This window comes from Micromonospora sp. NPDC048887, assembly GCF_040649715.1.
Taxonomy (GTDB): domain Bacteria; phylum Actinomycetota; class Actinomycetes; order Mycobacteriales; family Micromonosporaceae; genus Micromonospora.
Map to the genome: position 1 here is coordinate 21,447 of NZ_JBEZGA010000021.1, position 25,329 is coordinate 46,775.

Here is a 25,329-nt window from a genome sequence, read left to right on the forward strand (position 1 = left end):
CATGGCCTCACGGCCCTCGCTTCGCTCGGTGCGTTCACTCATGCCGTACCTGCCCCTCCGGCGGCGACAGCGGGGGTCGCCCCCGCCGCGGCCAGCTCGCGTTCCTTCGCTTCGTAGAGCGCCTTGATGTTGCCGCTGCCGAAAGTGCGCGCCCCGCGCCGCTCGATGAGTTCGAGGAAGAGGGTGCGGCGCACGTGCATCGACTCGGTGAAGATCTGCAGCAGTTGCCCGTCGTGGTCGGAGTCGACCAGGATGCTCAGCTCGCGCAGCCGGTCCACCGGCGCGTCCAGCCGGCCGACCCGCTGCTCCAGGCCGTCGTAGTAGGCGCCGGGCGTGCTGGCGAAGCGCACCCCGCGCCGGGCGAGCGCGCCGACGGCGGTGACGATGTCGTCGGTGCGCAGGCCCAGGTGCTGCACCCCGGCCCCGGCGTGCCAGCGCAGGAAGTCCTCGATCTGCCCCGGCCGGGCGCCGGTGTCCGGCTCCAGCAGCACGAACGTGACCTGCCCGGAGGGGCTCTGCACCACCTTGGAGTTCATCGCCTGGCCGGCGACCTCGATGTGCTCGGTGAAGATGTCGGCGAAGCCGAACACCTTCTCGTAGTGCGCGACGGTCTCGTCGAGCTGCCCCGGCGGCACGCAGATGGCCAGGTGGTCGACCTCGGCGAGCAGGGTGTCCGTCCCGTCCGGCGCGGTCACCGGCTCGATCGCGCCGGGCAGGAACACACCCGGGTCGCCGCGCCGCTGCACGAGGCGGTGCACCACGTCGCCGAAGCCGCCGACCTCGGCGACCACCACCTCGGCGTCCGCGCCGGTGAAGGTGCGCGGCGGGCTCAGCGCCGTCGCGCCCCGGTCCACCAGTTCCGCGTACGCCCCGGCGGCGTCGTCGACGGCGAGCGCCACCACCGCGATGCCGTCGCCGTGCCGGTGCACGTACGTGGCCGCCGGGTGTTCGGCGGACAGTCCGGTGGTCAGCAGCAGCCGGATGCCGGCCTGGGCCAGCAGCAGCGACCGCTGCCCGTCCAGCCCGGTCTCCGGACCGCCCTGCCCGCACAGCCGGAAACCGACGGCGTTGTCGAAGTAGAAGGCCGCCTGCCGGGCGTCCCCCACGTAGAGCTCAAGATGATCTATCCCGTTGATGGTCATGGGCTTCCCCTGTTCCCCCCGTGATCGCGACCCGGACGGACGCCCGGGACTGGAGTCCGGTCAGCCCGCGGCCGGGGTGGCGGCCCGGCGGGCCGGCCCGGAGAGCCGGCGCAGGAGCAGGCTGACGTTCTGGCCGCCGAACCCGAACGAGTTCGTCAGCGCGTGGCCGGCCCGGGTCGGCCGGGGCACGGCGCGGACGTGGTCCGCCTCGCACTCCGGCTCCGGGTCGTCCAGGTGGTAGGTGGGTGGCAGCAGGCCACCGTCGAGCGCCAGCGCGGTGGCGGCGGCCTCCAGCGCCCCTGACGCGCCGAGCAGGTGCCCGGTGAGCGCCTTGGTGGAGCTGACCGGCACGGCGCCGGCACCGAAGACCTCGGCCAGCGCGGTCGTCTCGGCGACGTCACCGAGCTTGGTGCCGGTGCCGTGCGCGTTGACGTACCCGACGTCGGCGGGCTCGACCCCGCCGGCCGCCAGCGCCCGGCGCATGCACGCCGCCGCGCCCGCCCCGTCCGGCCGTGGCGCGGTCGGGTGGTACGCGTCGGTGTTCGCCCCGAACCCGGCGACCTCGGCGTAGCCGCGCACACCCCGTCCGCCGGCGTGACCGGCGCGCTCCAGCACCAGCAGCGCCGCGCCCTCGGCGAGCACGAAACCGTTGCGCCGCTTGTCGAACGGGCGGCTCGCCTCGGTGGGCTCGTCCCAGCCGCGGGCCAGCGCCCGGGCGTTGCCGAACGTGTCGGCGAACGTCGGGAACAGCGGTGCCTCGCTCGCCCCGCACACCACCACGTCGGCCTCGCCGGCGCGGATGAGGCGTACCCCGTCGGCGACGGCCTGGGCGCCGGAGGCGCAGGCCGTGCCGACCGACGAGCTGTAGCCGCGGATGCCGTGCGCGATGGCGATCCGCGCCGAGGGCATGTTCGGCAGGATGCCGGTGAGCAGGTACGGGCTGACCGCCGCGCGGCCCCGGGCGGCCCGCGCCAGCACCTGGCCCTCCAGCGTGGCCATGCCGCCGACACCGCCGACGATCACCGCGATCCGCTCCGGGTCGACGTCGCGGCCCACCTCGATGCCGGCGTCGGCGAGCGCCTCGGCGGCGGTGATCAGGGCGAGCAGCACCACCCGGTCGAGCACCTTCGTCTCCGGGCCGGAGGCGACGCTGCGCGGGTCGATGTCCGGCAGCAGCCCGGCCACCTCCAGGCAGCCCGCCGCCGGGTGCCCCTCGGGCGGGCGGCGCAGCCCGGAGCGGCCGGTCAGCAGCGCGTCGAACGTGTCAGCGACGCCGCGTCCGGCCGGGGTGAACAGGCCCATGCCGGTGATGACGGCGGTCACGACGGCGCCTCGGTCAGGTAGCGCTCGCGCAGCGCCACCTTGCGCACCTTGCCGGTGACGGTGACCGGGATGTCGTCGGCGCGCACCGGGACGATCCGGCGCAGTGTGGCTGCCACGTCCGGGCCGAGCGCGGTACGGATCCGCTCGGTGCGGTCCGCCTCCGGGTCGGCCCCGGCGGCCAGCTCCAGCAGCACGTCGGTGGTGACGGTGCCGTCGTCCGCCTTGACGATCACGACTGTGCAGTCGGTGACGTCGGGGCAGGCGGCGAGGATGCGCTCCTCGGACAGCGCGGTGAAGAACCGTTTCCCGTCGCCGGCCTCGACCGAGTCGACCGCCCGGTCCAGGTGGTAGTAGCGGCCGTCCTCGTCGGCGTACACCAGGTCGCCGGTGAGGTACCAGCCGCGCAGCCGGAACCGGTACGTGGTGACCGAGTCGTTCCAGTAGCCGCGGAACAGCGACGGCGAGTCGATGCCGAGCCAGCCCACCTGCCCGGGCGGCAGCTCGTTGCCGTCGGCGTCGAGCACGGCGACCCCGGCGAACCGGTACGGGCGGCCGACGCAGCGGCCGTACCTGTCGGTGTCGCTGGTGTGCGTGATGTGGAACATCGAGTGGCCCATCTCGCTGGAACCCAGGCCGTCGATGAACACCGACCCGGGTACCCGGGTCACGCCGCCGCGCGTCACCACGTCCCGGGAGCCGACCGCGACCAGCCGCCGTACGTGCGGCTCGTGCGAGCAGTCACCGGTGTTGAACCACAGCCGCACCGAGTCCAGGTCGTAGCCGGACAGGTCGAAGCGGGCCAGTTCGGCCCAGGTGACGGAGAAGCCGAACACGCCGTCCGGACGCCACCGCTGGATCGCGTCGAGCACCCGCTCGCCGCCCTGCTCGGAGAGCAGGAACATCTCCGCCCGGTTGCCCAGCGCCTGGTTGACCATGAGCACGGTGGCGGTGTGCGGGGCGGGCAGCGCGTTGAGGATGCGCGTGGTGCCCTGCGCCTGCGGCATGGACAGCAGGTGGCGGGTGGCGGCGAACAGGCTGGCGTGCGAGTGCAGCACCGCCTTCGGCACACCTGTGGTGCCGGAGGTGTGGGTGATCACGATCGGGTCGTCCGGGTGGTGCCGGTAGTGCGCCGGTGCGGCGTCCGGGTCACCGGTGCCGGCCTGCGCGGGCTCGCCGAGCATCGGGGCGCCCAGGTCGTGTCCGGCCAGCGCCTCGGCGTGCGCGGCGTCGGCGAGCACCCCGGCGGCGCGCAGCCGGCGGATGTACTCGGCGGCGATCTCGGGGCGCAGCCTGCCGTTCATCAGCGCCGGGATGGCGCCGAGGCGGGTCAGCGCGAGGAACGACAGCACCATGTCGGCGGCGGTGCCGGCCCAGACCGCGACCGGGTCGCGTGGCTTCACCCCGCGCTCGTGCAGCCAGGCCGCCCGCGCGGCGACCATCCGGTCGAGCCGGCCCAGGGCCAGCGGTGTCTCGGCCGGGTGGCCGTCGACCTCGGTGTCGAACGTGAGCCCGGGCCCCTCCGGGTCGGCGCCGTGGGCCAGCACCCGGGCGAGCATGTTGCCCGCGCCCAGTTCCGCGTCGGCCGCCAGCGCGCCGCGCAGTCCCTTCGTCCTCATTGACGTGTCCCCTCCCCCAGCAGCACCGCCGTCGCCTCGCCCGGCGTACCGTCCGGTGCCAGTTCGATCAGGATCAGCAACGCCTGTGCGGCGTCGCCGTCGTACAGCAGCAGGTCCGCCTCGGCCTCCCCCTCGGCCCGCGCGTCGCCGGTCGGGCTCAGGCACACCACCGGCCCGTCCAGTCCCCAGCGCGCCGCGACGTGCCCGGCCACGCTGTTCGGCACCGACTGGAAGAAGAACAGCGGCCCGATCCGCCCGCCCTCGGCCACAGTGGCGCGCACGTGCGCCGCCCCGGCGGTGTCCCCACCGGCGCTGACCAGCACCACAGCGGTGCGGTTGCCGGGCGGCAGCGGCCCGGTGCCGTACCGCCGAGCGAGGCACCGTTCCGCCACCGCCGCCACCAGCGGGTGGAACGGCGAGTGCACGAACCCCGGCACCCCCGGCACTCCCGCCCCCTCATCCCCGGGCTCGGGCCACCGCGCCTCCGCGAGCACCACGACCCCGTTGCGCGATCTTGCGGTTGGTGCCCCCTCGGCGGGCGTTGTGCCCGTTTCTCCGGGGCCGGAAGTGCAAGATCGCGGGAGGTCGGGGTGGGTGGAGCCGGTCATGAGGTGCTCACCAGGAGGGCCGTGTCGGCGCCGCCGAAGGCGGCGTTGAGGGTCAGGGCGTGCTCGGTTCGCGCGGGGCGGGGGGCGTCGCGGATGACGTCCAGCGGGCACTGCGGGTCCGGACCGAGCCAGCCGGCGGTTACCGGCAGCTTGCCGTGCCGCAGGGCCAGCACCGTCACCACCAGCTCCAGCAGGCCGGACGCCTCCAGCGCGTGCCCGTGCACCGACTTGGTGGAGCTGACCGGCAACCGCCCGGTGTCCTTGCCGAACACCCGGGTCAGCGCCGCCGCCTCGGAGGCGTCGCTGAACGGGGTGCCGGTGGCGTTGGCGTTGACGTATCCGACCGCGTCCGGGGGCAGCCCGCCGCGGCGCAGCGCCGCCTCGGCCGCCCGGGCCAGCCCGAGCCCGTCCGGGTGCGGCTGGCACGGGTGGTACGCGTCCCCCGCCCGGCCCCACCCGGCCACGCTCGCCATCGTCTCGGCGCCCCGCCGGGCGGCGGCGCCCGCCGACTCCAGCACCACGGCGGCCACCCCGTCACCGAGCAGCAGGCCCTTGCGGCCGGCGCTGAACGGGCGCACCGCCCCGTCGGCGGCGAGCGCCCGCCCGGCGTCGAACAACGCGAACTGGTCCGGTTCGACCAGGTAGCCGGCCGCGACCACGACCCGCTCCAGGTCGCCCCGGCGGATCAGCGCCGCCGCGTCGGCGACCGCGCTGCTCGCCGACACGCACGCGGTGGTGTAGATCCGGGTACGCCCGCCCAGGCCGCACCGCGCGGCCAGGTGACCGGCGAGCGCCGGCACCGCCGGTTCGTCCCGCCCCTGCGGTACGGGCAGCGAGTGCGGCCCACCGTGGGTGGCCAGGAACAGCGCCGACTCCGCGCGCCCGGCCCGGTCCAGCCCGGCGGCCCGGGCGGCGGCGTCGATTCCGTCCGCCAGCTCGTCGGCGAGCGTGCCGGCGTCCGGCACTGTGGCCGCCACCGTCACCCGGCGGCCGGTGGTGTCGAAACGGCGCACCGGCGCGAACGCCGGGGTGCCGGTGAGCACCCCGGCCAGCAGCGCGTCCGCGCCCCTGCCGAGGGCGCTGAGCGCGTACGTGCCGGTGATCCGTACGGTCTCCCGCTCAGCCATCTGCGGGAGCGGTCAGGGAGCCACGGAACACCGCGAGCGCGTCGTCGACGGTGCGGATGCCGGCGAGCTGGTCGTCAGTCACGTCCAGCCGCCGGTCGTAGCGCTGCTCGACCATGTGCACCAGCCAGGCCAGCTCCATCGAGCCGAGCCGGTCCGGCACCTGGTCGGCGGGGCTCGCGGTCAGTTCGGCGAGCATGCTCACCAGGTCAGCTCGCCCCAGGTCGGGCTGACCGGACATCAGGACTCGTCGCTGTTCGCGGCCACCCGGTCGGCGACCATCGTGATGAACTCGCCGACGGTCATCAGCGCCAGCTTCTCCGACTCGTCGTCGGCGAACTTCAGGCCGTACCGGTCCTCGACGCGGACCGCGAGGTCGGCCAGGGCCAGCGACTCCAGGTCGACGCCGGAGGGGCCGAGGGTGGTGTCGTCGTCGAGTTCCTCCACGTCGTAGTTCATGTCGGCGAGCTGTTCGATGACGAAGGTGCGGACCTCGTCTCGCATGGGTTCAGACCTCTTCTCCGTGTACCGGCTGACGGTGCCCGGTCGGGACACCGTGTGCGTGGGAACCGGCCGCATCGGACGCGCGGGTGGCGCGTTCCTCGGCCGGTCCGGGTCGGGAATCGGGGTGGACCGGACGACCGGCGGGCGTACGGCGGGCGTGCGGTTCGTACAGGGGGCCGGTCACGACGCCGCGTCCCGCAGCGCCGGGACGGACCGGACCAGCTTTCCGGTGGTGGTGCGGGGCATCTGGTCGAGCAGGCGCAGGGTGCGGGGACGCTTGAAGCCGGCCAGCCGTTCGGCGATCAGCTTGTCCAGCGTCTCCTCGGTCAGCGAGCCGTCGGTCTGCGCGTACGCGGTGATGCCGTCGTCCCAGACCACCACCGCGGCGATGACACCGGGCAGCCCGGCGACTGTCGCCTCCACCTCGGTCAGGTCGACCTTCAGGCCGCCCACCGACACCTGCGAGTCCAGCCGGCCCTTGATGGTGACCAGGCCGGTGTCCGGATCGACCACGCCGGCGTCGCGGGTGTGCAGCCAGCCGTCGGCCCAGCGGGTCGGGTCGGCCGGCCCGACGTACGGGTTGTCCGGGCAGGACACCCAGAGCTCGCCGTCGCGCTCGCGTACCTCGATGCCGGGGGCGGGCGCGATGGCGGGGCGGTGCCGCCCGTACAGGTCGGTGCCGATGACGCCGACCTCGGTCATCCCGTACATGTTGCCCAGCGGTACGCCGTACCGGTCGGTGAACGCGTTCGCCACGGCGGCGGACACCAGCTCACCGCCGGTGGTCATGCGCTTGAGCTGCGGCAGTGGCCCGGCGGTCGTGGTGGAGGCGAGCAGCCCGATGTGGAACGGCACGCCGAGCACCGTGGCCGGGGTGTCCCGCGCGGCGACGGCGGCGAGGATCGCGTCGCCGCTGAGCCGTTCCGGCGGGCACAGCTCGACACCGGCGTGCAGACCGTAGAGCAGGCCGCCGACCAGGCCGAGCACGTGCACCATGCTGGGCAGCAGGATGATCCGCTCGCCGGGCAGCGCGACGCCGTCGATGCGGGTGTAGCGGTGCACCTCGGCGACCAGGTCGGCGGCGGTGCGGCCGATCACCTTGGACGGTCCGGTGGAGCCGGAGCTGAGCTGGATGACCGCGTGCGGGCTGCCCGCCGGGCGGTCGGAGTACGCGCTGACCCCGGCGGTGACGTCGACGAAGATCTTCAGCGCGCCGCCGCCGGAGCGGACCGGGGCGACCACCACCTGCGGGCTGAGCCGGCGCAGCGCCTGGTCGACCTCGTGGCCGGTGAGCCGGTGGTCGAGCAGCACGGCCTGGGCGCCGGTGCGCCAGGTGGCGAGCAGGTACGCCACGTACGTCAGCGAGGGCGGCAGGCGCAGCGCGGCGGCGCCTCCGGCGCGCAGCCCGGCCTCGGCGAGCGCCGTCTGCGCCTCGCCGACGAGCCGGCGCAGGGTGCCCTTGTCGACCGGTTCGGGCAGCCGCAGGCAGACGTCGCTGTCGTGTCCGGTGAACAGGATGTCGTCCACCCAGTCCACCGTCGTCGGGGCGGGATCCTCCGCCACGGGATGTGCAGTCACGACCGGCCACCGTTCCACTGAGGAACTGGGCGGATCCGCCCAGCGGTACGTCGTTCGGGTACGGACGGAACCCTACGGCGGCCCATTTTGCATCGCCAGATGCAAATGGCTAGATCAAAAACGGCGGCTGGGTGGATTGCCCAGGCTCGATCGGACAGGCAGGATCGGGCACACGCCGGCAAGGTAGCCCGCCGGCCGCCCGATGCTGTGCGCACTCGAAAATCCCGCCCGGGCAGCGGGCGGCGAGGCTCACGGCATGTTCCGCGCGGCCCGGCCCGACGACTTCGCGCAGGTCGTCCGCCTCTACCGGCAGCTCAACCCGGACGACCCGCACCTGACCGACGGCTCAGACGAACGGGCCTTCGCGCGGATCCTGGCCACCGAGGGGCCGCACCTGTTCGTGCTGGAGGTGGACGGCGCCTGCGGGTTCTCCGGGGACGCCAAGACGGCGTACCTGGCCCGGCCGTCGTGACGGTCAGCGCTCGCCCGCCGGTGGGGGCGCGGCGCCGCGCAGCACCAGCGCGCTGTTGAACCCGTCGAAACCGCGGGCCCCGACCAGCGCGATCCGGCTGCGCGGCGGGCGGGGCTCACGCAGGAACGTCAGCTCGCAGCCGGGCGCGGGCTCGTCCGGGCCGGCCGAGGCGGGCAGCATGCCACGGCGGAACGCCAGCAGCGCGGTGGCCGCGTCCAGCGCGGACCCGCCCTGGTGCGCCCGGCCGGTCAGCGGTTTCTGCGTGGTCACCGGCGGGGTCCGGACGCCGAACACGGTACGCAGCGCCGTTGCCTCGGCCCGGTCGTACGTGGGCACGCCGAGCGCGTCCGGCCAGATCACGTCCACGTCGTGCGGGCGTACCCCGGCGCGCTCCAGCGCGAGCCGCAGCGCGCGGGCGTAGTGGGCCGGGTCGGGGCCGGTGGCCGGGTCGGTGGGCGCGGCGTCGTGGGTGGCCGCCCAGCCGGTGATCTCCCCGTAGACGCGGGCACCCCGGGCCAGCGCGTGCCCCAGGTCCTCGACCACGAACACCGCCCCGCCCTCGGCCGGCACGTACCCGCTGGCCGCGACGTCGAACGGCCGGTACGCGCGCTGCGGGTCGGCCACGTCGCTGAGCAGACCGGAACGCAACTGGCAGGCCAGCGCGTACGGGCTCAGCGGGCACTCGGTCGCCCCGGCGATCACCACCGGGGTGCCCCGGCGGACGGTGCGCACCGCGTGCGCCAGGCTGTCCAGCCCGCCGGCCGACTCGGACACTGTCACCCCGGACGGTCCCTTGAACTGGTGGCGGATCGACAGCTGGCCGACGCTCGCGGCGTAGAACCACGCGATCGACTGGTACGCCCCGACGGTGCGGCTCGGCCCGCCCCACAGCCGTTGCAGTTCCCGCTGCCCGAACAGGTTGCCGCCGGAGGAGCTGGCGAGCGTGACCGCCCACTTGTACGGGTCGGGCGACACCTCGGGCAGCCCGGCGTCGGCCAGCGCCAGTTTGGTGGCGGCGAAGCCGAGGTGGGTCCACCTGTCGGTCTGCACCCGCTGCCGGGTGTCGCTGAATCCGGCCGGGTCGAAGCCGGTCACCTCCCCGGCCACGCGCGTTGGATACCGCTCCGGGTCGAACAGCGTGATCGGCCCGGTGCGCCGGGTGCCGGCGACCACCGTGTTCCAGTGCGCCTCGGCCCCGATGCCGCTGGGTGCGACCACGCCGATGCCTGTCACCACCGCGCGCGCGGTCATGATGGCGTCACCGCCAGCCGGCGGAACACCATGGCCGACTGGAAGCCGCCGAAGCCGCTGCCCACCGACAACGCCACGTCCACCGGCACCTCCCGGGCCTCGTTCGGCACGTAGTCCAGGTCGCACTCCGGGTCGCGGGTGGTCCAGTTCGCGGTGGGCGGGACCACGCCGTACTCGATGGCGAGCGCGCAGGCGGCCATCTCGATCGAGCCGATGGCGCCGAGCGAGTGGCCGACCATCGACTTGATCGAGCTGATCGGCACCCGGTACGCCGTCTCCCCCAGCGCCCGCTTGAACGCCGCCGTCTCGTGCCTGTCGTTCTGCCGGGTGCCGGAGCCGTGCGCGCTGACGTACGACACGGCCGACGGGGCGAGCCGCGCCTGCCGCAGCGCGTCGCTGATCGCCACCGCCATCTCCGCGCCGTCCGGGCGCAGCCCGGTCATGTGGAAGCCGTTGCTGCGGCCGGCGTACCCGGCGACCTCGCAGTAGACGTGCGCGCCCCGGCGGCGGGCGTGCTCGGCCTCCTCCAGCACCAGCACCGCCGCGCCCTCGGCGAGGACGAAACCGTGCCGGTCGGCGTCGAACGGCCGGGAGGCGTGCGCCGGGTCGTCGTTGTCCGGGCTGGTCGCGCCGATCGCGTCGAACGAGGCGACGGTGACCGGGGAGATCGGCGAGTCGGCGGCGCCGGCCAGCACCACGTCGGCCTCGCCGTCGGCGACGAGCTGGTGGGCGTACCCGATGGCGTCGATGCCGGAGGTGCAGCCGGTGGAGATGACCTGCGCGGGGCCGTGCAGGCCGTGCCGGCAGGCCACGTCGGCGGCCAGGCTGCTGGGCACCAGCGCCTGGTAGAGGTACGGCCCGCCGAGCGCGTGGTCGACCAGCCAGTGCCGGCCGGAGTCGCTGACCCGCACGTACTCCTGTTCCAGCGCCATGGTGCCGCCGACGGCGGTGCCGAGCACCACCCCGGCGCGTTCGCGCTGCGCGTCGGTGAGGGCCAGGCCGCTGTCCGCGAGCGCCTCGGCGGAGCAGGCGAGCGCGAACTGCGTGTACCTGTCGGCGCGCTGCCGCTCGGCGAGCGTGATCCCGGCGGCGTCCGGGTCGAAGTCGCACTCGGCGGCGATCTGGGACCGGAACGGCGACGGGTCGAAGAAACTGATCCGCCGCGTCGCGGTACGGCCCTCGGTGATCGTCTTCCAGAAGCGGTCCCGGGTGGCGCCACCGGGTGCGACCACACCGATGCCGGTGACCACGGTGCGCCGGCCGGTCACGACGGCTCCCGTGGCGGCGGTGCCGCGCTCTCGGTGTCGACGTGGCCGAGTTCCGGGCGGGGGGCGAGCGGTCCGAGGTGGAACACCACCTCGGCCGGCTCGTCGCCGGTGTTGCGCAGCCGGTGCCGGACGTCCTTCGGCACATAGAGCGCCTCCCCGGCGGCGAGCGGCACCGGCGCGTCGTCCAGGTCGACGGTGATCGCGCCCCGGGCGACGTAGAGGAACTCCTCGCTGTACGGGTGGTAGTGCTCGGCGATCCGCTCCCCCGGCGCGAGCGTGGCGACGCCCATGAAACCGGAGGTGCTGCCGACCGTCTTCGGGCCGAGCAGCACCCGCAGTTCGCCGCCGCGACGGCGGTCGGCGGGTACGTCGTGGACGGAGACCCGGGCGGTGGTGGTGTCGGTCATCGCGCGCCTCCCGCGTACGCCCGCTCGATCTTCTCCTTGATCACGGCAAGCTGGATCGCGCTGTTGGTGTTGATCCGGTCGGTCATGCCAGCGTTGTCGACGGGCGCGTCCGGCTTCATCGCGAAGTCCTGCGTCCAGGTCATCCGGGTGCCGCCGGGCGTCTCGTCGTAGCGCCAGTGGATGCGCATGTACTCGAACGGGCCGGTCTCGACGCGCCGCGCCTGCACCTCGCGGGTGGCCGGGTCGGCGGTGCGCTCGCTGACCCAGCTCCACGCCACGCCGTTCTCATCCGGGTGCATGGTGAGCCGGAACCGCACGGTGTCGCCGTCGCGGTGCAGGATCTCCGCCACCGCGTACTCGGTGAACAGGTCCGGCCACCCGGCCACGTCGTTGGTGATCTCCCAGACCAGCGGCAGCGGCGCGTCGATCTCCACGGCGTTCTCGGTGTGCCCGGGTGGGTCCGACTTGCGGGCCACCAGGTCGGCGACGCCGGCGATGCTGAGCTGCCCGGCCTGTTCGGGGATCTTCACCCGCCACCTGTCGGCCACGACCGCCGACAGTTCGAGCAGCGCCAGCGAGTCCATGCCCAGCTCCTCCAGGCTCGCCGCGGGCGCGCCGGCGGCGGCGTCCGGGTCCAGGCCGCAGTGCGTGACAAGGATGTCGGTGATCTCGCGGGCGAGCGGGCGGTCGGGGGCGACTGTCATCGGTTCCTCCAGGTGGTCGGGCCGGCGGCGGGCACGGCGCTGACGGGGGTACGGCCGTCCGGTCCGGTCGCGCCGCGCGGGTCGGGTACGACGCCCCGCGCCGGGGACGCCCCCGGGGCGCCGTCGCCGGGTGGGGCGTCGCCGTTCGGTGGGGCGTCGTCGGTGGGCGGGGTGAGCAGGCGTTCCACAAGCGCGGTGGTGTGCCGGGCGGCGCGGAACGCCGGGTCGCGCAGCACCCGCCGGGCGAACGGGATGGTGGTACGCACACCGGGACCGGCCACGTCGAACTCGGCCAGCGCCCGGTCGAGCCGGTCCAGCGCGGCGTCCCGGTCCGGCGCCCACACCGCCACCTTCGCCAGCAGCGAGTCGTAGTGCGGGCTGACCAGGTAGCCGGCGTGGCCGTGGGTGTCGACCCGGGTGAACGGGCCGCCCGGCGGCCGGAACCGGTCCAGCCGGCCGGGGGCGGGCGCGAAGTCGCGGTCCGGGTCCTCCACGTTGACCCGGCACTCGATCGCCACGCCGTGCAGGCGGACGTCGGACTGGCGCAGCCGCAGCGGGGTGCCGTACGCGACGTGGAGCTGTTCCTGCACGAGGTCGATGCCGGTGACCATCTCGGTGACCGGGTGTTCGACCTGGATCCGGCAGTTGATCTCCAGGAAGTGGCAACGTTCGGCTTCGTCGACCAGGAACTCCACGGTTCCGGCGCCGGTGAAGCCGACCGACAGCGCGCCGCGCAGCGCCACCTCGGCGACGGTGTCCACCGTGGCCTGCCGCAGCGCGGGGGCGGGCGCCTCCTCGATCAGCTTCTGATGCCGCCGCTGCACCGAGCAGTCCCGGGTGCCCAGGTGCACACCGTTGCCGTGGCTGTCGCAGAGCACCTGCACCTCGACGTGGCGGGCGTCGGCGAGGAACCGCTCGACGTACACCCGGTCGTCACCGAAGGCGACCTGCGCGGCGGCGCGGGTCCTGGCGTACGCGCGGGGCAGCTCGGCGGCGGAACGCACCACTGTCATGCCGCGCCCGCCCCCGCCCGCCGCGGCCTTCACGATGACCGGGTAGCCCACATCGGCGGCCACCTCCTGCGCCTCGCCGACGGTGGGCAGCGTCCGGACGCTGCCCGGCGGCAGCGGCAGCCCGGCCCGGCTCATCAGCGCCCGCGCCGTCGACTTGTCCGCGAGCGCGGACATCACCTGCGGCGGCGGGCCGACGAAGACCAGCCCGTTCTCGGCGCAGATCTCGGCGAAGTCGGCGTCCTCGGACAGGAAGCCGTAGCCGGGGTGCACCGCCTGCGCGCCGGTCTGCCGGGCGGCCTCCACGATCGCCGCCGCGTTGAGGTAGCTGCGGCGGCTGGCCGCCGGTCCGATGCGTACCGCCTCGTCGGCGAGCCGCACCGGCAGCGAGTCGGCGTCGGCGCTGGAGTGCACCACCACGGTGCGTACGCCGAGTTCCCGGCAGGCGCGCAGCACCCGCAGCGCGATCTCGCCCCGGTTGGCGATCAGCACCTTGTCGAACATCACCAGTCCTGTCCGGTGACCGGTTCCAGGGCGATCAGCGGCTGGTCGTACTCGACGGGCTTGCCGTCGTCGACGAGCACCTCGACCACCCGTCCGGCCTGGCCGGCGGTCACCTCGTTCATCAGCTTCATGGCCTCGACGATGCCGACCACCTGGCCCGGGCGGACCATGTCGCCGACCGCCACGAACGGCATCGCCCCCGGCTCGGGGGCCCGGTAGAACGTGCCGACCACCGGTGAGCGCACGGCCGGCCGGTCGATCACGGGCGCGGCGCGCGCGGCCGGTTCGGCGGCTCGCGCGGGTGTCGCCTCGACCGGTTCGGCGGCGCGCTGCGCCGGTGCCGCCGGGTCGTGCCACTCGACCTCCAGCACCGACTCGCCGCTACGCAGCCGCACCCGGCGTACCGGCCCGGCCAGGTCGGCGACGAGCTTGCGGGCCTGCCGGCGCAGCCCGTCGAGCACCTGCTCGGCCTCGGCGTCGGCCATCACGCCACCTCCGCCCGGCCACCGGCCGGGGAGGCGGCAGGGGACGGTCCGGCCGACCGGGCCGCGCCGAAGCGGCGGAAGCGCTGCCTCCGGCGGCGCACCAGGGTGGCCGGCGGGACGGTGAGCAGCGGGGCGAGGTTCGCCGCGACCGCCCGGCGCAGCAGCTCGGCCGCGCCCCCCGGGTCGGCGTGCGCGGCCGGGCGTGGCTCCGGCACCAGCTCGTCGACCACGCCGAGGCGGCACAGGTCGGCGCCGGTGAGCCGCAGCGCGCGGGCCGCCTGCGGGGCGGCCGAGCTGTCCGGCCAGAGGATCGCCGCGCAGCCCTCCGGGCTGATCACCGAGTAGACCGCGTGTTCCAGCATGAGCACCCGGTCGGCGACCGCGAGCGCGAGCGCGCCGCCGCTGCCGCCCTCCCCGGTGACCACCGCCACCACCGGCGTGGGCAGCACGGTGAGCGCCAGGATGTTCTCCGCGATCGCCGCCGCCTGACCCTGCTGCTCGGCGCTCACCCCCGGGTCCGCGCCGGGCGTGTCCACAAGCGTCACCACCGGCAGCCGCAGCCGCGCCGCGAGCCGCATCAGCCGCAGCGCCTTGCGGTGCCCGGCCGGGCTGGCCATGCCGAAGTTGCGGGTCACCAGCTCGGCTGTGGTGTGCCCCTTCTGGTGGCCGAGCACCATCACCGGCCGGCCGTCCAGGCGGGCGATGCCGCCGACGACTGCCGGGCAGTCCGCGCCGAGCCGGTCGCCGTGCAGCTCCACGAACCCGTCGAACGCCGTCTCCAGGTAGTCCAGCGTGGTCGGGCGACCGGGGTGCCGCGCCGTGCGTACCGTCTCCCAGGGGTCGCGGTCCGGGCCGGCCGGCGTGGCGGAGACGGCGGGCGCCGGGCGCGGCGCGGTCGGGGCCTCCGGCGCACGGCGGCCGGAGTCGGCGGCGGCGAGCAGCGCGGCGAGCCGGCCCCGCAGCGCGTGCCGGGGCACCACCATGTCCACCTGGCCGTGCCGCAGCAGGTACTCCGCGGTCTGGAAGCCCTCCGGCAGCTTCGCGCCGGTGACCTGGCGGATCACCCGGGGGCCGGCGAAACCCAGCCGGGCGCCGCTCTCGGCCAGCACCAGGTCGGTGTTCGTGGCGAAGGAGGCGGCCACCCCGCCGTACGTGGGATCGGTGACCACGCTGACCGTGAGCAGGCCGGCCTCCCGCATCCCCGCGAGGGCCTGGCTGACGGTGGCCATCTGCATCAGCGACAGCGCGCCCTCCTGCATCCGCGCGCCGCCGGACGCGGTCACCAGCACCAGCGGGATGCCGTCGGCGAGCGCCCGCTCGGCGGTCCGGGTGATCAGCTCACCGACCGCGCAGCCGAGGCTGCCGCCGAGGAAGCGGAAGTCCATCACCGCCAGCGCGACCGGGTGCCCGCCCAGCCGGGCGGTGCCGCACAGCACCGCCTCGTCCAGGCCGGTCGCCGCGCGGGCCGCCCCGAGCCGGTGCGGGTACGGCAGCTCGTCGACGAACTCGATCGGGTCGACGCGTACCGCCGGGTCGGGCAGCGGCACGAACGAGTCCGGGTCGGCCAGTTGCGCCACCCGGTCGGGAGCGTCCAGCCGGGCGTGCGCGCCGCACTCCGGGCAGACGTCCAGGTTGCGGCGCAGCCGCTTGCGGTAGAGCAGCGACGCGCATCCGTCACACCTCGACCAGAGCTGCTCGTCGCGCGGGGCGGTCGTGGTCACTGCGGCCGCCCGGCGGCGTCGCGCAGGTGAGCCGGCGCGTCGTACCGGTAGAAGCAGTGCGCCATCGCGTCGCGGGGTGAGCGCCAGGTCGGCAGGTACGGCGAGATGTACGGCCGCAGCCGCTCGCTGATCCGGACGAACTCCGGATGCCCCCGGTTGTCCTCGACCGCGCCCCGCGTCGGCGTCTCCGTCTCCAGCAGGTGGACGTAGAGGTCGTGCAGCCGGTACAGCGAACGGTGCCGGACGCCGACCAGGCCGGGCAGCTCTGTCGCGTCGGACTCGGCGAAGATCTCGGCCACCCGGTCCTCGGCCGTCGGCACCACCTTGGCGACGATGAGCGAACGGTCCATTCGCGCCTCCTGCACGTCCCGGTGCGCGGCGAACCAGTCGCGCCGCACGGATCGCCACACGGTCGCGCCAGGGGCGTCTACCGGGCGTCAACCGGGACCCATCGCGGCACAAACGTGGTGACGCTGCGTTGACGCAAGCTGTGCGTGAGCTATGCGAAGATCGCCTTCCGCTCTCCGGGTGACGACACTTCTTCGCAGATCACGGCCGTATTACCGAGCCCGCTATGGACAGTCGGGTGACCGACCTAGCGTTGACTGAGAGTAACAGGCGTTGATATTCTCCGTCTCGGTCAGCCCGGCCACGGTGGAGATTCCCGGCCACGGCGGAGGCGTTCCGACACCGGCGTCGCGGGCGGCGTCCGGGCAACGGGAGACGGTCGGAACGAGGGTTCCGGTGCTGGGGGGTGCGCCGTGTCGGGTGGGTCGAGAATGCCGACGGCCGGCGTACCCGCGCCCCGGGTGTCACTGCACCTGCTCGGCGGTTTCCAGCTCCTGCACGACGACGCGCCGGTCGTCGTACCCCGGGGGTTGCAGCGCGTCATCGCCCTGATCGGCCTGCGTCCGGCCGCGACCCGCAGCCACCTCGCCGGGCTGCTGTGGCCGGAGACGCCGGAGGATCGGGCGCTGTCGTCGCTGCGTACCGCGCTGTGGCGGTTGCGGCAGGACCCGTGCTGCCCGCTGCGCACCGACGGCGACACCGTCCGCCTCGGGCCCACCGTCCGCCTCGACGTGGACGACCTGGTGGAGGCCGCGACGCTGGTCCGCGAGGGCGCCGTCCCGCGCGGCGCGACCGGCGCCGGACGCCACGACCTGCTCCCCGGCTGGTACGACGACTGGGTGCTGCTGGAACGCGAACGGCTGCGCCAGTTACGCCTGCACATGCTGGAGGAGCTGGCCGGCAACCACCTCACCGCCGGCCGGCACGGCGAGGCGCTGGAGGCCGCGCTGGAGGCGATGGCCGCCGAGCCGCTGCGGGAGACCCCGCACCGCCTGGTGGTGCGCATCCACCTGGCCGAGGGCAACGCGTTCGAGGCGGTCCACTCCTTCTACGTCTACCGGGACCTGCTCCTGCGCGAACTGCGCCTGGAACCGTCTCCGGCGATGACAGCGCTGCTCGACGACACCCTCGCGCCGATCCGCCGGGCCAGCCGTCCGGAACCGCCCGCGCCGCGCCGCACGGACCGGCCCGCCAAGGCGGCCCCACCATCAATGCCCCGGGGTACGCGGTGACGTCGAGGTGACAGCGCGACCGGCACGGTGAGCGCAGCACCACGGCGGCGAGAGGGGTCACGATGAGTCGACTGTTGGTGGTCAGCCGGATCGTGCCGGGCGCACAGGGACGGGTGGCGCAGATCTTCGCCGAGGCCGACGCCACCGAACTCCCCCACCTCACCGGCGTCCGGCACCGTTCCCTGTACTACCTGCACGACCTGTGCGTCCATCTGATGGAGACCGTCGACGTCTCTCCCGGCCTGACCGGGGAACTGCGCGACAACCCGCTGTACGAGCAGGTGAACAAGCGGCTCTCCGCGCACACCTCGCCGTACCTGCCGACCTGGCACTCCCCCCGCGACGCCGTGGCCGGCTGCTTCTACAGCTGGGACGCCGCCGACGCGCCCGCGCCGGGCCGGATCCACTGACCGGCGCGGGCGACGGACGGGGCGCCCCGGAACCACGCACGGCACCCGGGTTCCGGGGCGTCTCCCCGCCGCCGCCCGGCCGCCCGCGGCGCACGCTCGGTCACCCGCCGGCCACCGGCCGACACCTTCGGTCCCACCGCCGCGGCCCAGCCCTGGCCTGCCTGTCGTACGTCACGCGCGTGTGCGAAGCTGCCCCGAGTCTTTCGCCCCCGTCGTGCACGTACAGAGAAGGAGGTTGGCCATGCCGTCGAGCTTCGGGCAGTGGCTGTTCGTGATACTGGCCCTGCTCATCGGATTCGGCGCCGGCTGGTTCGTCGTCGGCCGCCGGTCCGGCGCCCCGGCGACGCCCTCGGCGGAGACCGCCCCCGAGGTCACCGCCACCGTCGACGAGCCGCGCCCGGTCGCGGTGGTCGACGAGCCACCGGCGACCGCCTCGGTGGCCGAGCAGCCCGCGCCCACCGAGACCGCGACCGCCGAGCCGGCCGTGGCGACCGCCGCCGAGCCTGTCACCGAGCCGGTCGCCGAGGCCGGGCCGGTCGCCGTCGCCACCGATCGTCCGGTCGAGGAGCCGTCCGCCACGGTGGCCGGTGCGGACCAGTCCGCGACCGCCACGACCGGCACCGATGTGGACGAGCCGGCCGGGTCTCCGGCGCTCGTCGCCGAGTCGGAGCCCTTCGCGGCGGAGCCGGAGCGCGCCCCCGTCGCCGTGCCGGCACAGTCGACACTGGCCGACGAGCCGGACGCCACGGCGTCGCCGGCCGGCCCGGCCACGGAGCCCACCGCTGATGCCGCGCCGTCACCCGTCGCGGCCACGGAGCCCGCCGAGACCACGGAGCCCGTCGAGCCGATCGAGCCGGTCGCTGCCGAGCCGGTCGCTGCCGAGCCGGTCGCCGCCGAGCCGGTCGCTGCCGAGCCGGCCGTCGTGCCCGCGCCGCGCGCGTCTGCCGAGAACGATGCTCCGGCCGACGCGGCCGACACCGCGCCGGACGACTTCCGGCGGATCCAGGGCATCGGGCCGAAGCTGGCCACCGCGCTCCAGGACGCCGGGATCCGTACCTACCGGCAGCTCGCCGAACTGGACGAGGTCACGCTGCGGCAGACCGTGAAGGCCGCCGGGCTGCGCACCGCGCCCGGCCTGGCCACCTGGCCGCAGCAGGCGAAGGTGCTGGCGGGTGCCCCCGCCGACGCCGACCGGGTGCTCCCGGCCGCCGCGGAGTAGACAGCCGTCCGCGTTCCGGGCCGGTGGTGACGAGTTGTCGCCACCGGCCCGGCGCGTTTCCGGCCCCGCCACCTCCCGGCCGGCGGGCACCGGACCGGTATGCCGGAAAGCCGACCACGGGGGTACGGGCGTCGCTACCGTCGGTGAGGGGCCCGGACGGCCCGCCGCGCGTACCGCCTTCCGCAGGAGCATGTCGTGCCCACCGCAGCGCCGGAGCCCGCCGGCCGGCGACCGCCGGTCCGCGACCCGGAGGCGCCGCGCCGGGTGACCCTGCTCGAACTCTTCTTCGACCTGGTCTACGTGGCCGCGCTCGCGTTGATCTCACGTCACCTGATCGGGTCGGTGACCTGGGAACGGGCCGCCGAGTCCCTGGTCATGCTGATGGCGATCTGGTGGACCTGGGCGATCACCACGCTGGTCACCGACATCTACGATCCGCAGCGCACCGAGATCAAGCTGCTGATCGTGGCGGTGATGTTCGGCGCGCTGCTGATGACCACCGCCATCCCGGAGGCGTTCAGCTCCCGCGGGCTGGTGTTCGCCGGGACGTACGTGGCGATCCATCTCGGACGCGGGCTCTTCCTCATGCCCGCCGTGCGGTGGGACGCGGAGAGCAACAAACGGGCCGTGCGCATCTTCGTCTGGTTCGCCGTGTCGGCGGTGCCCTGGTTGATCGGCGCGCTGGCCGCGCACGGCACCGCCCGGCTCCTGCTCTGGTTCGGCGCGCTGGCCATCGACTACCTGGGATTCCGGCTGGCGTATCCGGTGCCGGTCCTGGGTGCGGTGCCGGACGCCCAGCGCAACGTGACGGCCGAACACCTGTCCGAGCGGTACCAGCAGTTCTTCATCATCGCGCTCGGCGACGCCGTGCTGGTCGCCGGCACGGTGTTCAGCACGCACCACTCCGAGGTGGAGAACCTGGTCGCCTTCACCGTCGCGTTCACCACCACGCTGCTGCTCTGGCGCATCTACGTGCACAAGTCCGGCGAGCTGCTGCCGCACGCCATCGCCCGGGCCGACCGGCCGAACCGGTTCCTCAACACCGCGCCGTACACGCATCTGCTGATGGTGGCCGGGGTGGTGACCACCGCGGCGGGCTTCGACCTGGTCCTGCTGGAGCCGACCGGCCACACGCCGCCGGCCTGGCTGGCGGTGATCCTCGGCGGGCCGGCGATGTTCCTGGCCGGGCGGGCCGCCTTCGAGTACGAGGTGTTCAGCCGGGTGTCGTCGTCCCGGCCGGGCGGCGTGCTGGCGTTGCTGACGATCGCCCCGGCCGGGTTGTACCTGGCGCCGGTCTACGCCTCGGCCGGGGCGATGCTGGTGCTGGCCGGGGTGGCGTTCGCCGACTACCTCCGCAGCCGGGGCCGACCGCCCGAGGAGCCGATGCCGCCGCACTGAGGTAATCGGAATCGGCCGCGCCGGCACCGGTGCGCCGTTTGGCGGATCACCCGCACGGGGTACATGGCCTTCACCTCGAAATCCACCACGACCCCAGTGGAGGCAACTGATGCGCGGCACCTCGATAGTCGGCGTCCTGGTCGTCATCTGGCTCATCATCGGCGCCATCGCCGCCGGTCAGCGCGGCTACTACGGCAACGACGAAACCAACTGTGCGGAGGCGGGCACGATCCTGGTCACCATCGTGGCCGGCCCGCTGAACTACATCGGCGCCAACCCGAAGGTCGACTGCAAGCTCCCGGAGCCGTCGAAGTAGGCCGTCGCCCCGTACTTCCCCTCGGCCCGCGCCCGCCCGGCGAGCGCGGGCCGTTCCGTGCCCGCCGCTCGGTCGGTCACCACCCTAGACCGTCCTAGGAGGCTGGGTCTCGCCTGGTTTGCCCGCCGGTCGGGTGGGAACGGCAGCGGTTCGCCGACGACGGAACGGAGACCGGGCATGCGGATCGGCTACAAGCTCGCCTCGGAGGCGTTCGGGCCGCGGGAACTCATCCGGCAGGCGGTCCGGGCCGAGGAGGCCGGCTTCGACTTCGTCGAGATGAGCGACCACTACCACCCCTGGCTGGAGGCGCAGGGGCACTCCTGTTTCACCTGGAGCGCGCTCGGCGCGATCGCCGCCCGCACCACCACCCTCGGCCTGGCCACCGGCGTCACCTGCCCGTCGGTGCGCTACCACCCGGCGATCGTCGCGCAGGCCGCCGCCACCATGGCGCTGATCTCCGACGGGCGGTTCACGCTCGGGGTGGGCGCCGGGGAGCGGCTCAACGAGCACGTCGTCGGGCAGGGGTTCCCCAGCGTCCGAGGGCGGCACGAGCGGCTGCGCGAGGCGTTGGAGATCATCCGGCTGCTCTGGCAGGGTGGCTACCGCTCGTACGACGGCCGGCACCTGCACCTGGAGGACGCCCGGATCTGGGACCTGCCCGAGCAGCCGCCGGTGATCGCGGTGGCGGCCAGCGGCCGGGAATCCGCCGGTCTCGCGGCCGAACTGGGCACCGGCCTGTTCGCCACCGAGCCGAAGTCGTCGATCGTCGACCAGTACCGCAACGCGGGCGGCCAGGGTCCGCGCTACGCCGAGGTGCCGATGGCCTGGGCCGCCGACGAGGAGTCGGCGGTGCGCGCGGCCCGGGAGACCAGCCGCTGGGCGGTCACCGGCTGGAAGGTGATGAGCGAGCTGCCCAACCCGGTGAACTTCGACGCCGCCACCACCTGGGTCGAGGACCACCACATCCGGCAGCAGTTCTCCGTCGGCCCGGACGCCGAGCCGCACGTGGCGAAGGCACGGACGTACGTCGAGGCCGGCTTCGACCACATCGTGCTGCAGAACGCCGGGCCGGACCCGGACGGCTTCCTTGACTTCTGCGCCGGCGACCTGCTCGCCCGGGTCCGCGCGCTCGGCTAGTCCCGCCGCCGGGCCGGTCCCCCGCGCCTCAGCCGCCGACGTGGATGCCGGGGCGGCGTGTCGGGTCCGGCTCGGACTTGCGGATGATCTCCCGCACCACCGGCGGGGTGTCGCCCCGGCCGAGGATGAGATAACGCAGCAGATGCGCGATCGGATTGCCCTCCGACCACTCGAAGTGACAGTGCGGGCGTACGCCGGTGGCGTCGCGCAGGGCCAGCAGGATCGCGGCTATCGCGTTCGGCGCGGCCGGGCTGCTGGCGCGCAGGATCCGGTAGCCGCCGGATTCCACCCCGCGCACCCGCAGCACCTGGCTGAACTGGGACGGGTCGCTCACGTCGATCTCCAGGAACAGCACGTCGGCGGCGCCGGGCACCGGGTTCATCGACCGCTGCGCCCGTTCCTTGACCCGGTACTCCTTGACCGACCCGCTCTGCCGCTTGTGGGCGATCAGGTGCAGCCGCCCGTCCCGGGCGACCGACTCGTCGACGAAGCGGCGGGCCGCCTCGTCGAACTCGATCCGCTCGGCGCGCAGCTCGGTGGTGCGGGTGACCCGGGAGATCAGCGACACCGCGATGATCCCGGCGATGAAGAAACCGGAGATGGTGATCCCGTCCGGCTTCTCCACCACGTTCTCCACAAGCGCGTACAGCAGCACGGCGGTGAGCAGCGCGAACCCGGCAGCGGCCGCGCGGCCGCGAGCCCGCCACGCCGCGATGGTGACCGCTATCGCGCCGGAGACCATCATCGCGAGGATGCCGGTGGCGTACGCGCCGGCCTGGGCGTTCACGTCGGCGGAGAAGGCGATCGTGATGGCGACGCTGATCGCGGTGTATACCAGCACCACCGGGCGCACCGCCCGTCCCCACTCCGGCGCCATGCCGTACGACGGCAGGTAGCGGGGCACGATGTTGATCAGCCCGGCCATCGCCGACGCCCCGGCGAACCAGAGGATGAGCACGCTGCTGATGTCGTACACGGTGCCGAACGCCTCGCCGAGGTGCTCGTGGGCGAGGAACGCCAGCGCCCGCCCGTTCGCCGGCCCGCCGGGGGCGAACGCCCCGGGCGGGATCAGCACCGTGGTGACGAACGTGGTGGCGATCAGGTAGACCGACATGATCAGCGCGGCGGCGGTGAGCAGCCTTCGGGTGTTGCGGATCCGGGCGTCCAGCCGCCGCCGCGGGTCGTCGCCCTCGCCGCGCACCAGCGGCATCATGCTCACCCCGGTCTCGAAGCCGGACAGGCCGAGCACCAGCAGCGGGAACGCGAGCACGCTCGTGACCAGGACGTCGCCGGGCCCGCCGGTGTGCGCCAGCCGGCCGGTCCAGTCGCCGAGCAGGCCCGGATCGGCGGCCACCTCGGCCACCCCGGCGACCACCACCACCGCGTTCAGCGTCAGGAACGCCACCACGAGCGGGATGGCGACCTGCACGGCCTCGCTGAACCCGAGCAGGAACACGCCGCCGAGCACGAGCAGCAGCACCACCGTGACCAGCACCGCCGCCGCGCCGCCGTGCGGGAACGACGCGGGCAGGACCGGGTTCTCCAGCAGGTGCACGCTGGCGTCGGCGGCGGACAGCGTGATCGTGATGATCCACGAGGTGGCGACGAAGCCGAGCAGCACCAGCACGAAGACCTTGCCGCGCCAGAACGGCAGCAGCCGCTCCAGCATGGCCACCGAGCCCTGCCCGTGCGGGCTCTCCCGGGCCACCCGGCGGTACATCGGCAGCATCCCGAGCAGGGTCAGCGCCACGATCAGCAGCGTGGCCAGCGGGCTGAGCGCGCCGGCCGCCACGGCGGCGATGCCGGGCAGGTAGGACAGCGTGGAGAAGTAGTCGACGCCGGTCAGGCACATCACCTGCCACCACGGGTGGGACCGGGTCTGGTGCTCGCCGACCTCCGGGCCGACCGGCTCGACGCGGTGCGCGAACAACCACCTGTGCAGCCGTCCCGCCGGGGCCGCCGGCCGCGCCGGGGCCGCCACCCGTTCCGGCAGTTCCGGCACGGTGCGGCCGGCGTGGTCGCCGTGTCGCCCGGCCCGGGCCGCCGCGGCCGCGTGCGCCTCCCGGCGCCGGTTCCGCGTACGCCGGGGCTGTTCCGGCTCCCCCGCCTGCCCCATCTGCTCCCCTTCGTCCCTATGAAGACGGTAGGGGGTGTCCCGGGCGCGGCCCGGCCGAACCGGTCAAAGATCCGGTCCGCCGGCCAGGGCGTCGCGCACCGCCGCCGGGTCGGCCACCGTCACGGTGACCGCCGGGTGCCGCAGCCAGGAGCCGGGGGCCAACGCCGGCACCGGCTCGGCGAAGCGCAGGCAGAGCCCGCCGGCCAGGCTGGCGCCGAAGGTCACCCCGCCGTCGGCCAGCGACAGGTGCGGGCCGATCGCCCGCCACCAGCGGTACGGCCCGGTCAGCTCGGCCCCGGCCACGTTGCCCGGTGTGGTGCGCAGCAGCCACGGGCCGAACCGGACGACGAGCGCGTCCGGGCCCCAGTCGAGCCAGGCCGTGGCGGGCCGGACACCGAGCAGCGCCAGCGGCAGCCGGAACGCCGGGTCGAAGCGGAACGGGAAGCGGCGGGCCGGGCCCGGCGGGACCGCAGCGGGGCCGGCCTGTTCGTCTGGTGGCACGGCGGCGACGTACCCGGTGCGGCGGCCCCGACACCCGCGGGCGGCGTTCCCGCGCCCCGCGCCCGGACGGCGGGACGCGGGAACCCCCCGTCCCGGCTACTGCAGGAACGCCCCGAGGGGCGACAGCAGCAGCCGGCCGAGCAGCGCGGCGTTGTCGTCCAGCCGCGTCCGCTCACACTCGCGGGCCTCCGGGTCGTGCCGGCAGCGCCAGATCTTCTGCGCGTTGCGCCAGGCCACGTTCCGGGTGTACTCCACCAGTTCGCCCTGGTACCAGTCGTCGATGTCGCCGTTCACCATGTCGATCATGAGCTGCCAGTTGTCCAGGTAGCCGCGGCGCAGCTCCGGGATCCGCTCGGCGAAGATCTTGTTGATCTCCAGGTAGTCGCGGTGCTGGTCGCTGGCGTCGATCGGCTCGGACTCCAGGCTGTCGAACGTGGTCACCAGCGCGAACGGCAGGTCGTAGTTGATGTGCGCGTTGACGCCCGCGGCGGCCGACGGCAGCGGCCGGGCGTCCGGGCCCCGCATCCGCCGGAACAGGCAGGACCACGCCTTCGGGGTGCTCGGGCTGGAGTCGGTCCAGAACCGCAGCGCCTCGAAGTAGCGGGCCGCGAACTCCACGTCCAGCCGCGCCAGGAAGGCCGGGTCGCGGAACCGGTCGTCGTACAGGCCGTCGAGCACCGTACTGGTGATCACCAGGTAGAGCTTGTTGAAGTCGGCGAGCGGGCAGCTCTCCTGCAACGGCGGCAGCCGGACCAGCAGATCCTGCAACTTGGTCAGATGGTCCACGACCGCGGGCACGTCGGCGGGATGGTCGGCGAGCAGGCCGACGATGTCCTGGTGCACAGGACCCCAGACCGGTTCGGTCATCTCTCCTCCACAACGGCCGACGCCCCCACGACGCCACCACCCCTGTTCCGCCGGACAGCCTGCCAGCC

26 protein-coding genes are annotated in these 25,329 nt (G+C 74.3%); 7 read left to right on the forward strand and 19 right to left on the reverse strand.

All coding sequences use genetic code 11. From position 1 onward, the window contains the following. Positions 1-38: 38 nt before the first annotated feature. The 8 genes from hppD to AB0C17_RS25650 form a co-directional block, all read right to left on the reverse strand. Complete coding sequence (gene hppD, locus AB0C17_RS25615) at positions 39-1,142, reverse strand: 4-hydroxyphenylpyruvate dioxygenase (protein ID WP_357473708.1); 1,104 nt, start codon at positions 1,140-1,142, stop codon at positions 39-41. A 60-nt stretch (positions 1,143-1,202) separates the two neighbouring features. Then, positions 1,203-2,465 (reverse strand): beta-ketoacyl-[acyl-carrier-protein] synthase family protein, encoded by a 1,263-nt coding sequence (locus AB0C17_RS25620; protein WP_357480799.1) that lies wholly within the window; start codon positions 2,463-2,465, stop codon positions 1,203-1,205. After that, positions 2,462-4,081, reverse strand: coding sequence for a class I adenylate-forming enzyme family protein (locus tag AB0C17_RS25625; protein WP_357387732.1), 1,620 nt, complete (start codon positions 4,079-4,081; stop codon positions 2,462-2,464). Before AB0C17_RS25625 ends, AB0C17_RS25620 begins: the two co-directional genes overlap by 4 nt. Then, a complete protein-coding gene (locus AB0C17_RS25630) occupies positions 4,078-4,578 on the reverse strand; it encodes a beta-ketoacyl synthase chain length factor (RefSeq protein ID WP_357387734.1) in 501 nt (166 codons plus the stop codon). The genes AB0C17_RS25625 and AB0C17_RS25630 overlap by 4 nt, the downstream gene beginning before the upstream one ends. A 107-nt stretch (positions 4,579-4,685) precedes the next feature. Then, positions 4,686-5,816 carry a beta-ketoacyl synthase N-terminal-like domain-containing protein gene (locus tag AB0C17_RS25635; protein WP_357387736.1) on the reverse strand — a complete coding sequence of 377 codons (1,131 nt, stop codon included), beginning with the start codon at positions 5,814-5,816 and terminating at the stop codon, positions 4,686-4,688. Beyond that, the gene (locus AB0C17_RS25640; protein ID WP_357387738.1) at positions 5,809-6,054 is read right to left on the reverse strand and encodes an acyl carrier protein; all 246 of its coding nucleotides are present in this window, start codon (positions 6,052-6,054) and stop codon (positions 5,809-5,811) included. Before AB0C17_RS25640 ends, AB0C17_RS25635 begins: the two co-directional genes overlap by 8 nt. Continuing rightward, positions 6,054-6,317 (reverse strand): acyl carrier protein, encoded by a 264-nt coding sequence (locus AB0C17_RS25645; RefSeq protein ID WP_357387740.1) that lies wholly within the window; start codon positions 6,315-6,317, stop codon positions 6,054-6,056. Before AB0C17_RS25645 ends, AB0C17_RS25640 begins: the two co-directional genes overlap by 1 nt. 180 nt (positions 6,318-6,497) lie before the next feature. After that, positions 6,498-7,895, reverse strand: coding sequence for a fatty acid--CoA ligase family protein (locus AB0C17_RS25650; protein WP_357480802.1), 1,398 nt, complete (start codon positions 7,893-7,895; stop codon positions 6,498-6,500). Positions 7,896-8,151: 256 nt separating this feature from the next. Between AB0C17_RS25650 and AB0C17_RS25655 the strand changes: the two genes are divergently transcribed. Further along, the gene (locus tag AB0C17_RS25655; RefSeq protein WP_357480806.1) at positions 8,152-8,367 is read left to right on the forward strand and encodes a hypothetical protein; all 216 of its coding nucleotides are present in this window, start codon (positions 8,152-8,154) and stop codon (positions 8,365-8,367) included. Between the two features lie 3 nt (positions 8,368-8,370). Here AB0C17_RS25655 and AB0C17_RS25660 read toward each other — a convergent pair whose 3' ends face one another. Genes AB0C17_RS25660 through AB0C17_RS25695 form a run of 8 tightly spaced genes read right to left on the reverse strand, consistent with a single transcriptional unit; the run spans position 8,371 to position 16,067 of the window. Then, positions 8,371-9,618, reverse strand: a complete 1,248-nt coding sequence (locus AB0C17_RS25660) for a beta-ketoacyl synthase N-terminal-like domain-containing protein (protein WP_357480809.1) — start codon at positions 9,616-9,618, stop codon at positions 8,371-8,373. After that, complete coding sequence (locus AB0C17_RS25665) at positions 9,615-10,886, reverse strand: beta-ketoacyl-[acyl-carrier-protein] synthase family protein (protein ID WP_357473731.1); 1,272 nt, start codon at positions 10,884-10,886, stop codon at positions 9,615-9,617. Before AB0C17_RS25665 ends, AB0C17_RS25660 begins: the two co-directional genes overlap by 4 nt. Then, complete coding sequence (locus AB0C17_RS25670; protein ID WP_357473734.1) at positions 10,883-11,293, reverse strand: cupin domain-containing protein; 411 nt, start codon at positions 11,291-11,293, stop codon at positions 10,883-10,885. Before AB0C17_RS25670 ends, AB0C17_RS25665 begins: the two co-directional genes overlap by 4 nt. After that, positions 11,290-11,997 carry an SRPBCC family protein gene (locus tag AB0C17_RS25675; RefSeq protein ID WP_357387752.1) on the reverse strand — a complete coding sequence of 236 codons (708 nt, stop codon included), beginning with the start codon at positions 11,995-11,997 and terminating at the stop codon, positions 11,290-11,292. The genes AB0C17_RS25670 and AB0C17_RS25675 overlap by 4 nt, the downstream gene beginning before the upstream one ends. After that, complete coding sequence (locus tag AB0C17_RS25680) at positions 11,994-13,511, reverse strand: acetyl-CoA carboxylase biotin carboxylase subunit (protein ID WP_357480812.1); 1,518 nt, start codon at positions 13,509-13,511, stop codon at positions 11,994-11,996. Before AB0C17_RS25680 ends, AB0C17_RS25675 begins: the two co-directional genes overlap by 4 nt. Further along, positions 13,511-13,996 (reverse strand): acetyl-CoA carboxylase biotin carboxyl carrier protein, encoded by a 486-nt coding sequence (gene accB / locus AB0C17_RS25685; RefSeq protein WP_357387756.1) that lies wholly within the window; start codon positions 13,994-13,996, stop codon positions 13,511-13,513. Before accB ends, AB0C17_RS25680 begins: the two co-directional genes overlap by 1 nt. Beyond that, positions 13,996-15,717, reverse strand: a complete 1,722-nt coding sequence (locus AB0C17_RS25690) for an acetyl-CoA carboxylase carboxyltransferase subunit alpha (RefSeq protein WP_357480815.1) — start codon at positions 15,715-15,717, stop codon at positions 13,996-13,998. Before AB0C17_RS25690 ends, accB begins: the two co-directional genes overlap by 1 nt. Continuing rightward, complete coding sequence (locus AB0C17_RS25695) at positions 15,714-16,067, reverse strand: TcmI family type II polyketide cyclase (RefSeq protein ID WP_357480818.1); 354 nt, start codon at positions 16,065-16,067, stop codon at positions 15,714-15,716. Before AB0C17_RS25695 ends, AB0C17_RS25690 begins: the two co-directional genes overlap by 4 nt. Positions 16,068-16,478: 411 nt before the next feature. On the opposite strand from AB0C17_RS25695, the gene AB0C17_RS25700 reads away from it, so the two are divergent. The 6 genes from AB0C17_RS25700 (at position 16,479) to AB0C17_RS25725 (ending at position 21,777) form a co-directional block, all read left to right on the forward strand. After that, on the forward strand, positions 16,479-17,297 hold the full coding sequence (locus AB0C17_RS25700) for a BTAD domain-containing putative transcriptional regulator (protein ID WP_357387762.1): 819 nt from the start codon (positions 16,479-16,481) through the stop codon (positions 17,295-17,297). Positions 17,298-17,359: 62 nt separating this feature from the next. Next, complete coding sequence (locus AB0C17_RS25705; RefSeq protein WP_357480820.1) at positions 17,360-17,707, forward strand: TcmI family type II polyketide cyclase; 348 nt, start codon at positions 17,360-17,362, stop codon at positions 17,705-17,707. Positions 17,708-17,948: 241 nt separating this feature from the next. After that, positions 17,949-18,926, forward strand: coding sequence for a helix-hairpin-helix domain-containing protein (locus AB0C17_RS25710; RefSeq protein WP_357480823.1), 978 nt, complete (start codon positions 17,949-17,951; stop codon positions 18,924-18,926). A gap of 195 nt (positions 18,927-19,121) precedes the next feature. After that, positions 19,122-20,324 (forward strand): low temperature requirement protein A, encoded by a 1,203-nt coding sequence (locus AB0C17_RS25715; RefSeq protein WP_357480825.1) that lies wholly within the window; start codon positions 19,122-19,124, stop codon positions 20,322-20,324. Positions 20,325-20,433: 109 nt separating this feature from the next. After that, the gene (locus AB0C17_RS25720) at positions 20,434-20,640 is read left to right on the forward strand and encodes a hypothetical protein (protein WP_013286658.1); all 207 of its coding nucleotides are present in this window, start codon (positions 20,434-20,436) and stop codon (positions 20,638-20,640) included. 177 nt (positions 20,641-20,817) lie between these two features. Next, positions 20,818-21,777, forward strand: coding sequence for a TIGR03557 family F420-dependent LLM class oxidoreductase (locus AB0C17_RS25725; protein ID WP_357387770.1), 960 nt, complete (start codon positions 20,818-20,820; stop codon positions 21,775-21,777). 28 nt (positions 21,778-21,805) lie between these two features. Here AB0C17_RS25725 and AB0C17_RS25730 read toward each other — a convergent pair whose 3' ends face one another. From AB0C17_RS25730 to AB0C17_RS25740, 3 genes are all read right to left on the reverse strand, one after another. Then, positions 21,806-23,893: an amino acid transporter gene (locus AB0C17_RS25730; RefSeq protein WP_357480828.1), complete on the reverse strand. Its 2,088-nt coding sequence runs from the start codon at positions 23,891-23,893 to the stop codon at positions 21,806-21,808. Between the two features lie 63 nt (positions 23,894-23,956). Then, entirely contained in the window at positions 23,957-24,394 is a 438-nt protein-coding gene (locus AB0C17_RS25735; RefSeq protein ID WP_357480831.1) for a hypothetical protein, read from the reverse strand. A 96-nt stretch (positions 24,395-24,490) separates the two neighbouring features. Then, entirely contained in the window at positions 24,491-25,261 is a 771-nt protein-coding gene (locus AB0C17_RS25740; protein ID WP_357387776.1) for a DUF5995 family protein, read from the reverse strand. Positions 25,262-25,329: the final 68 nt, after the last annotated feature.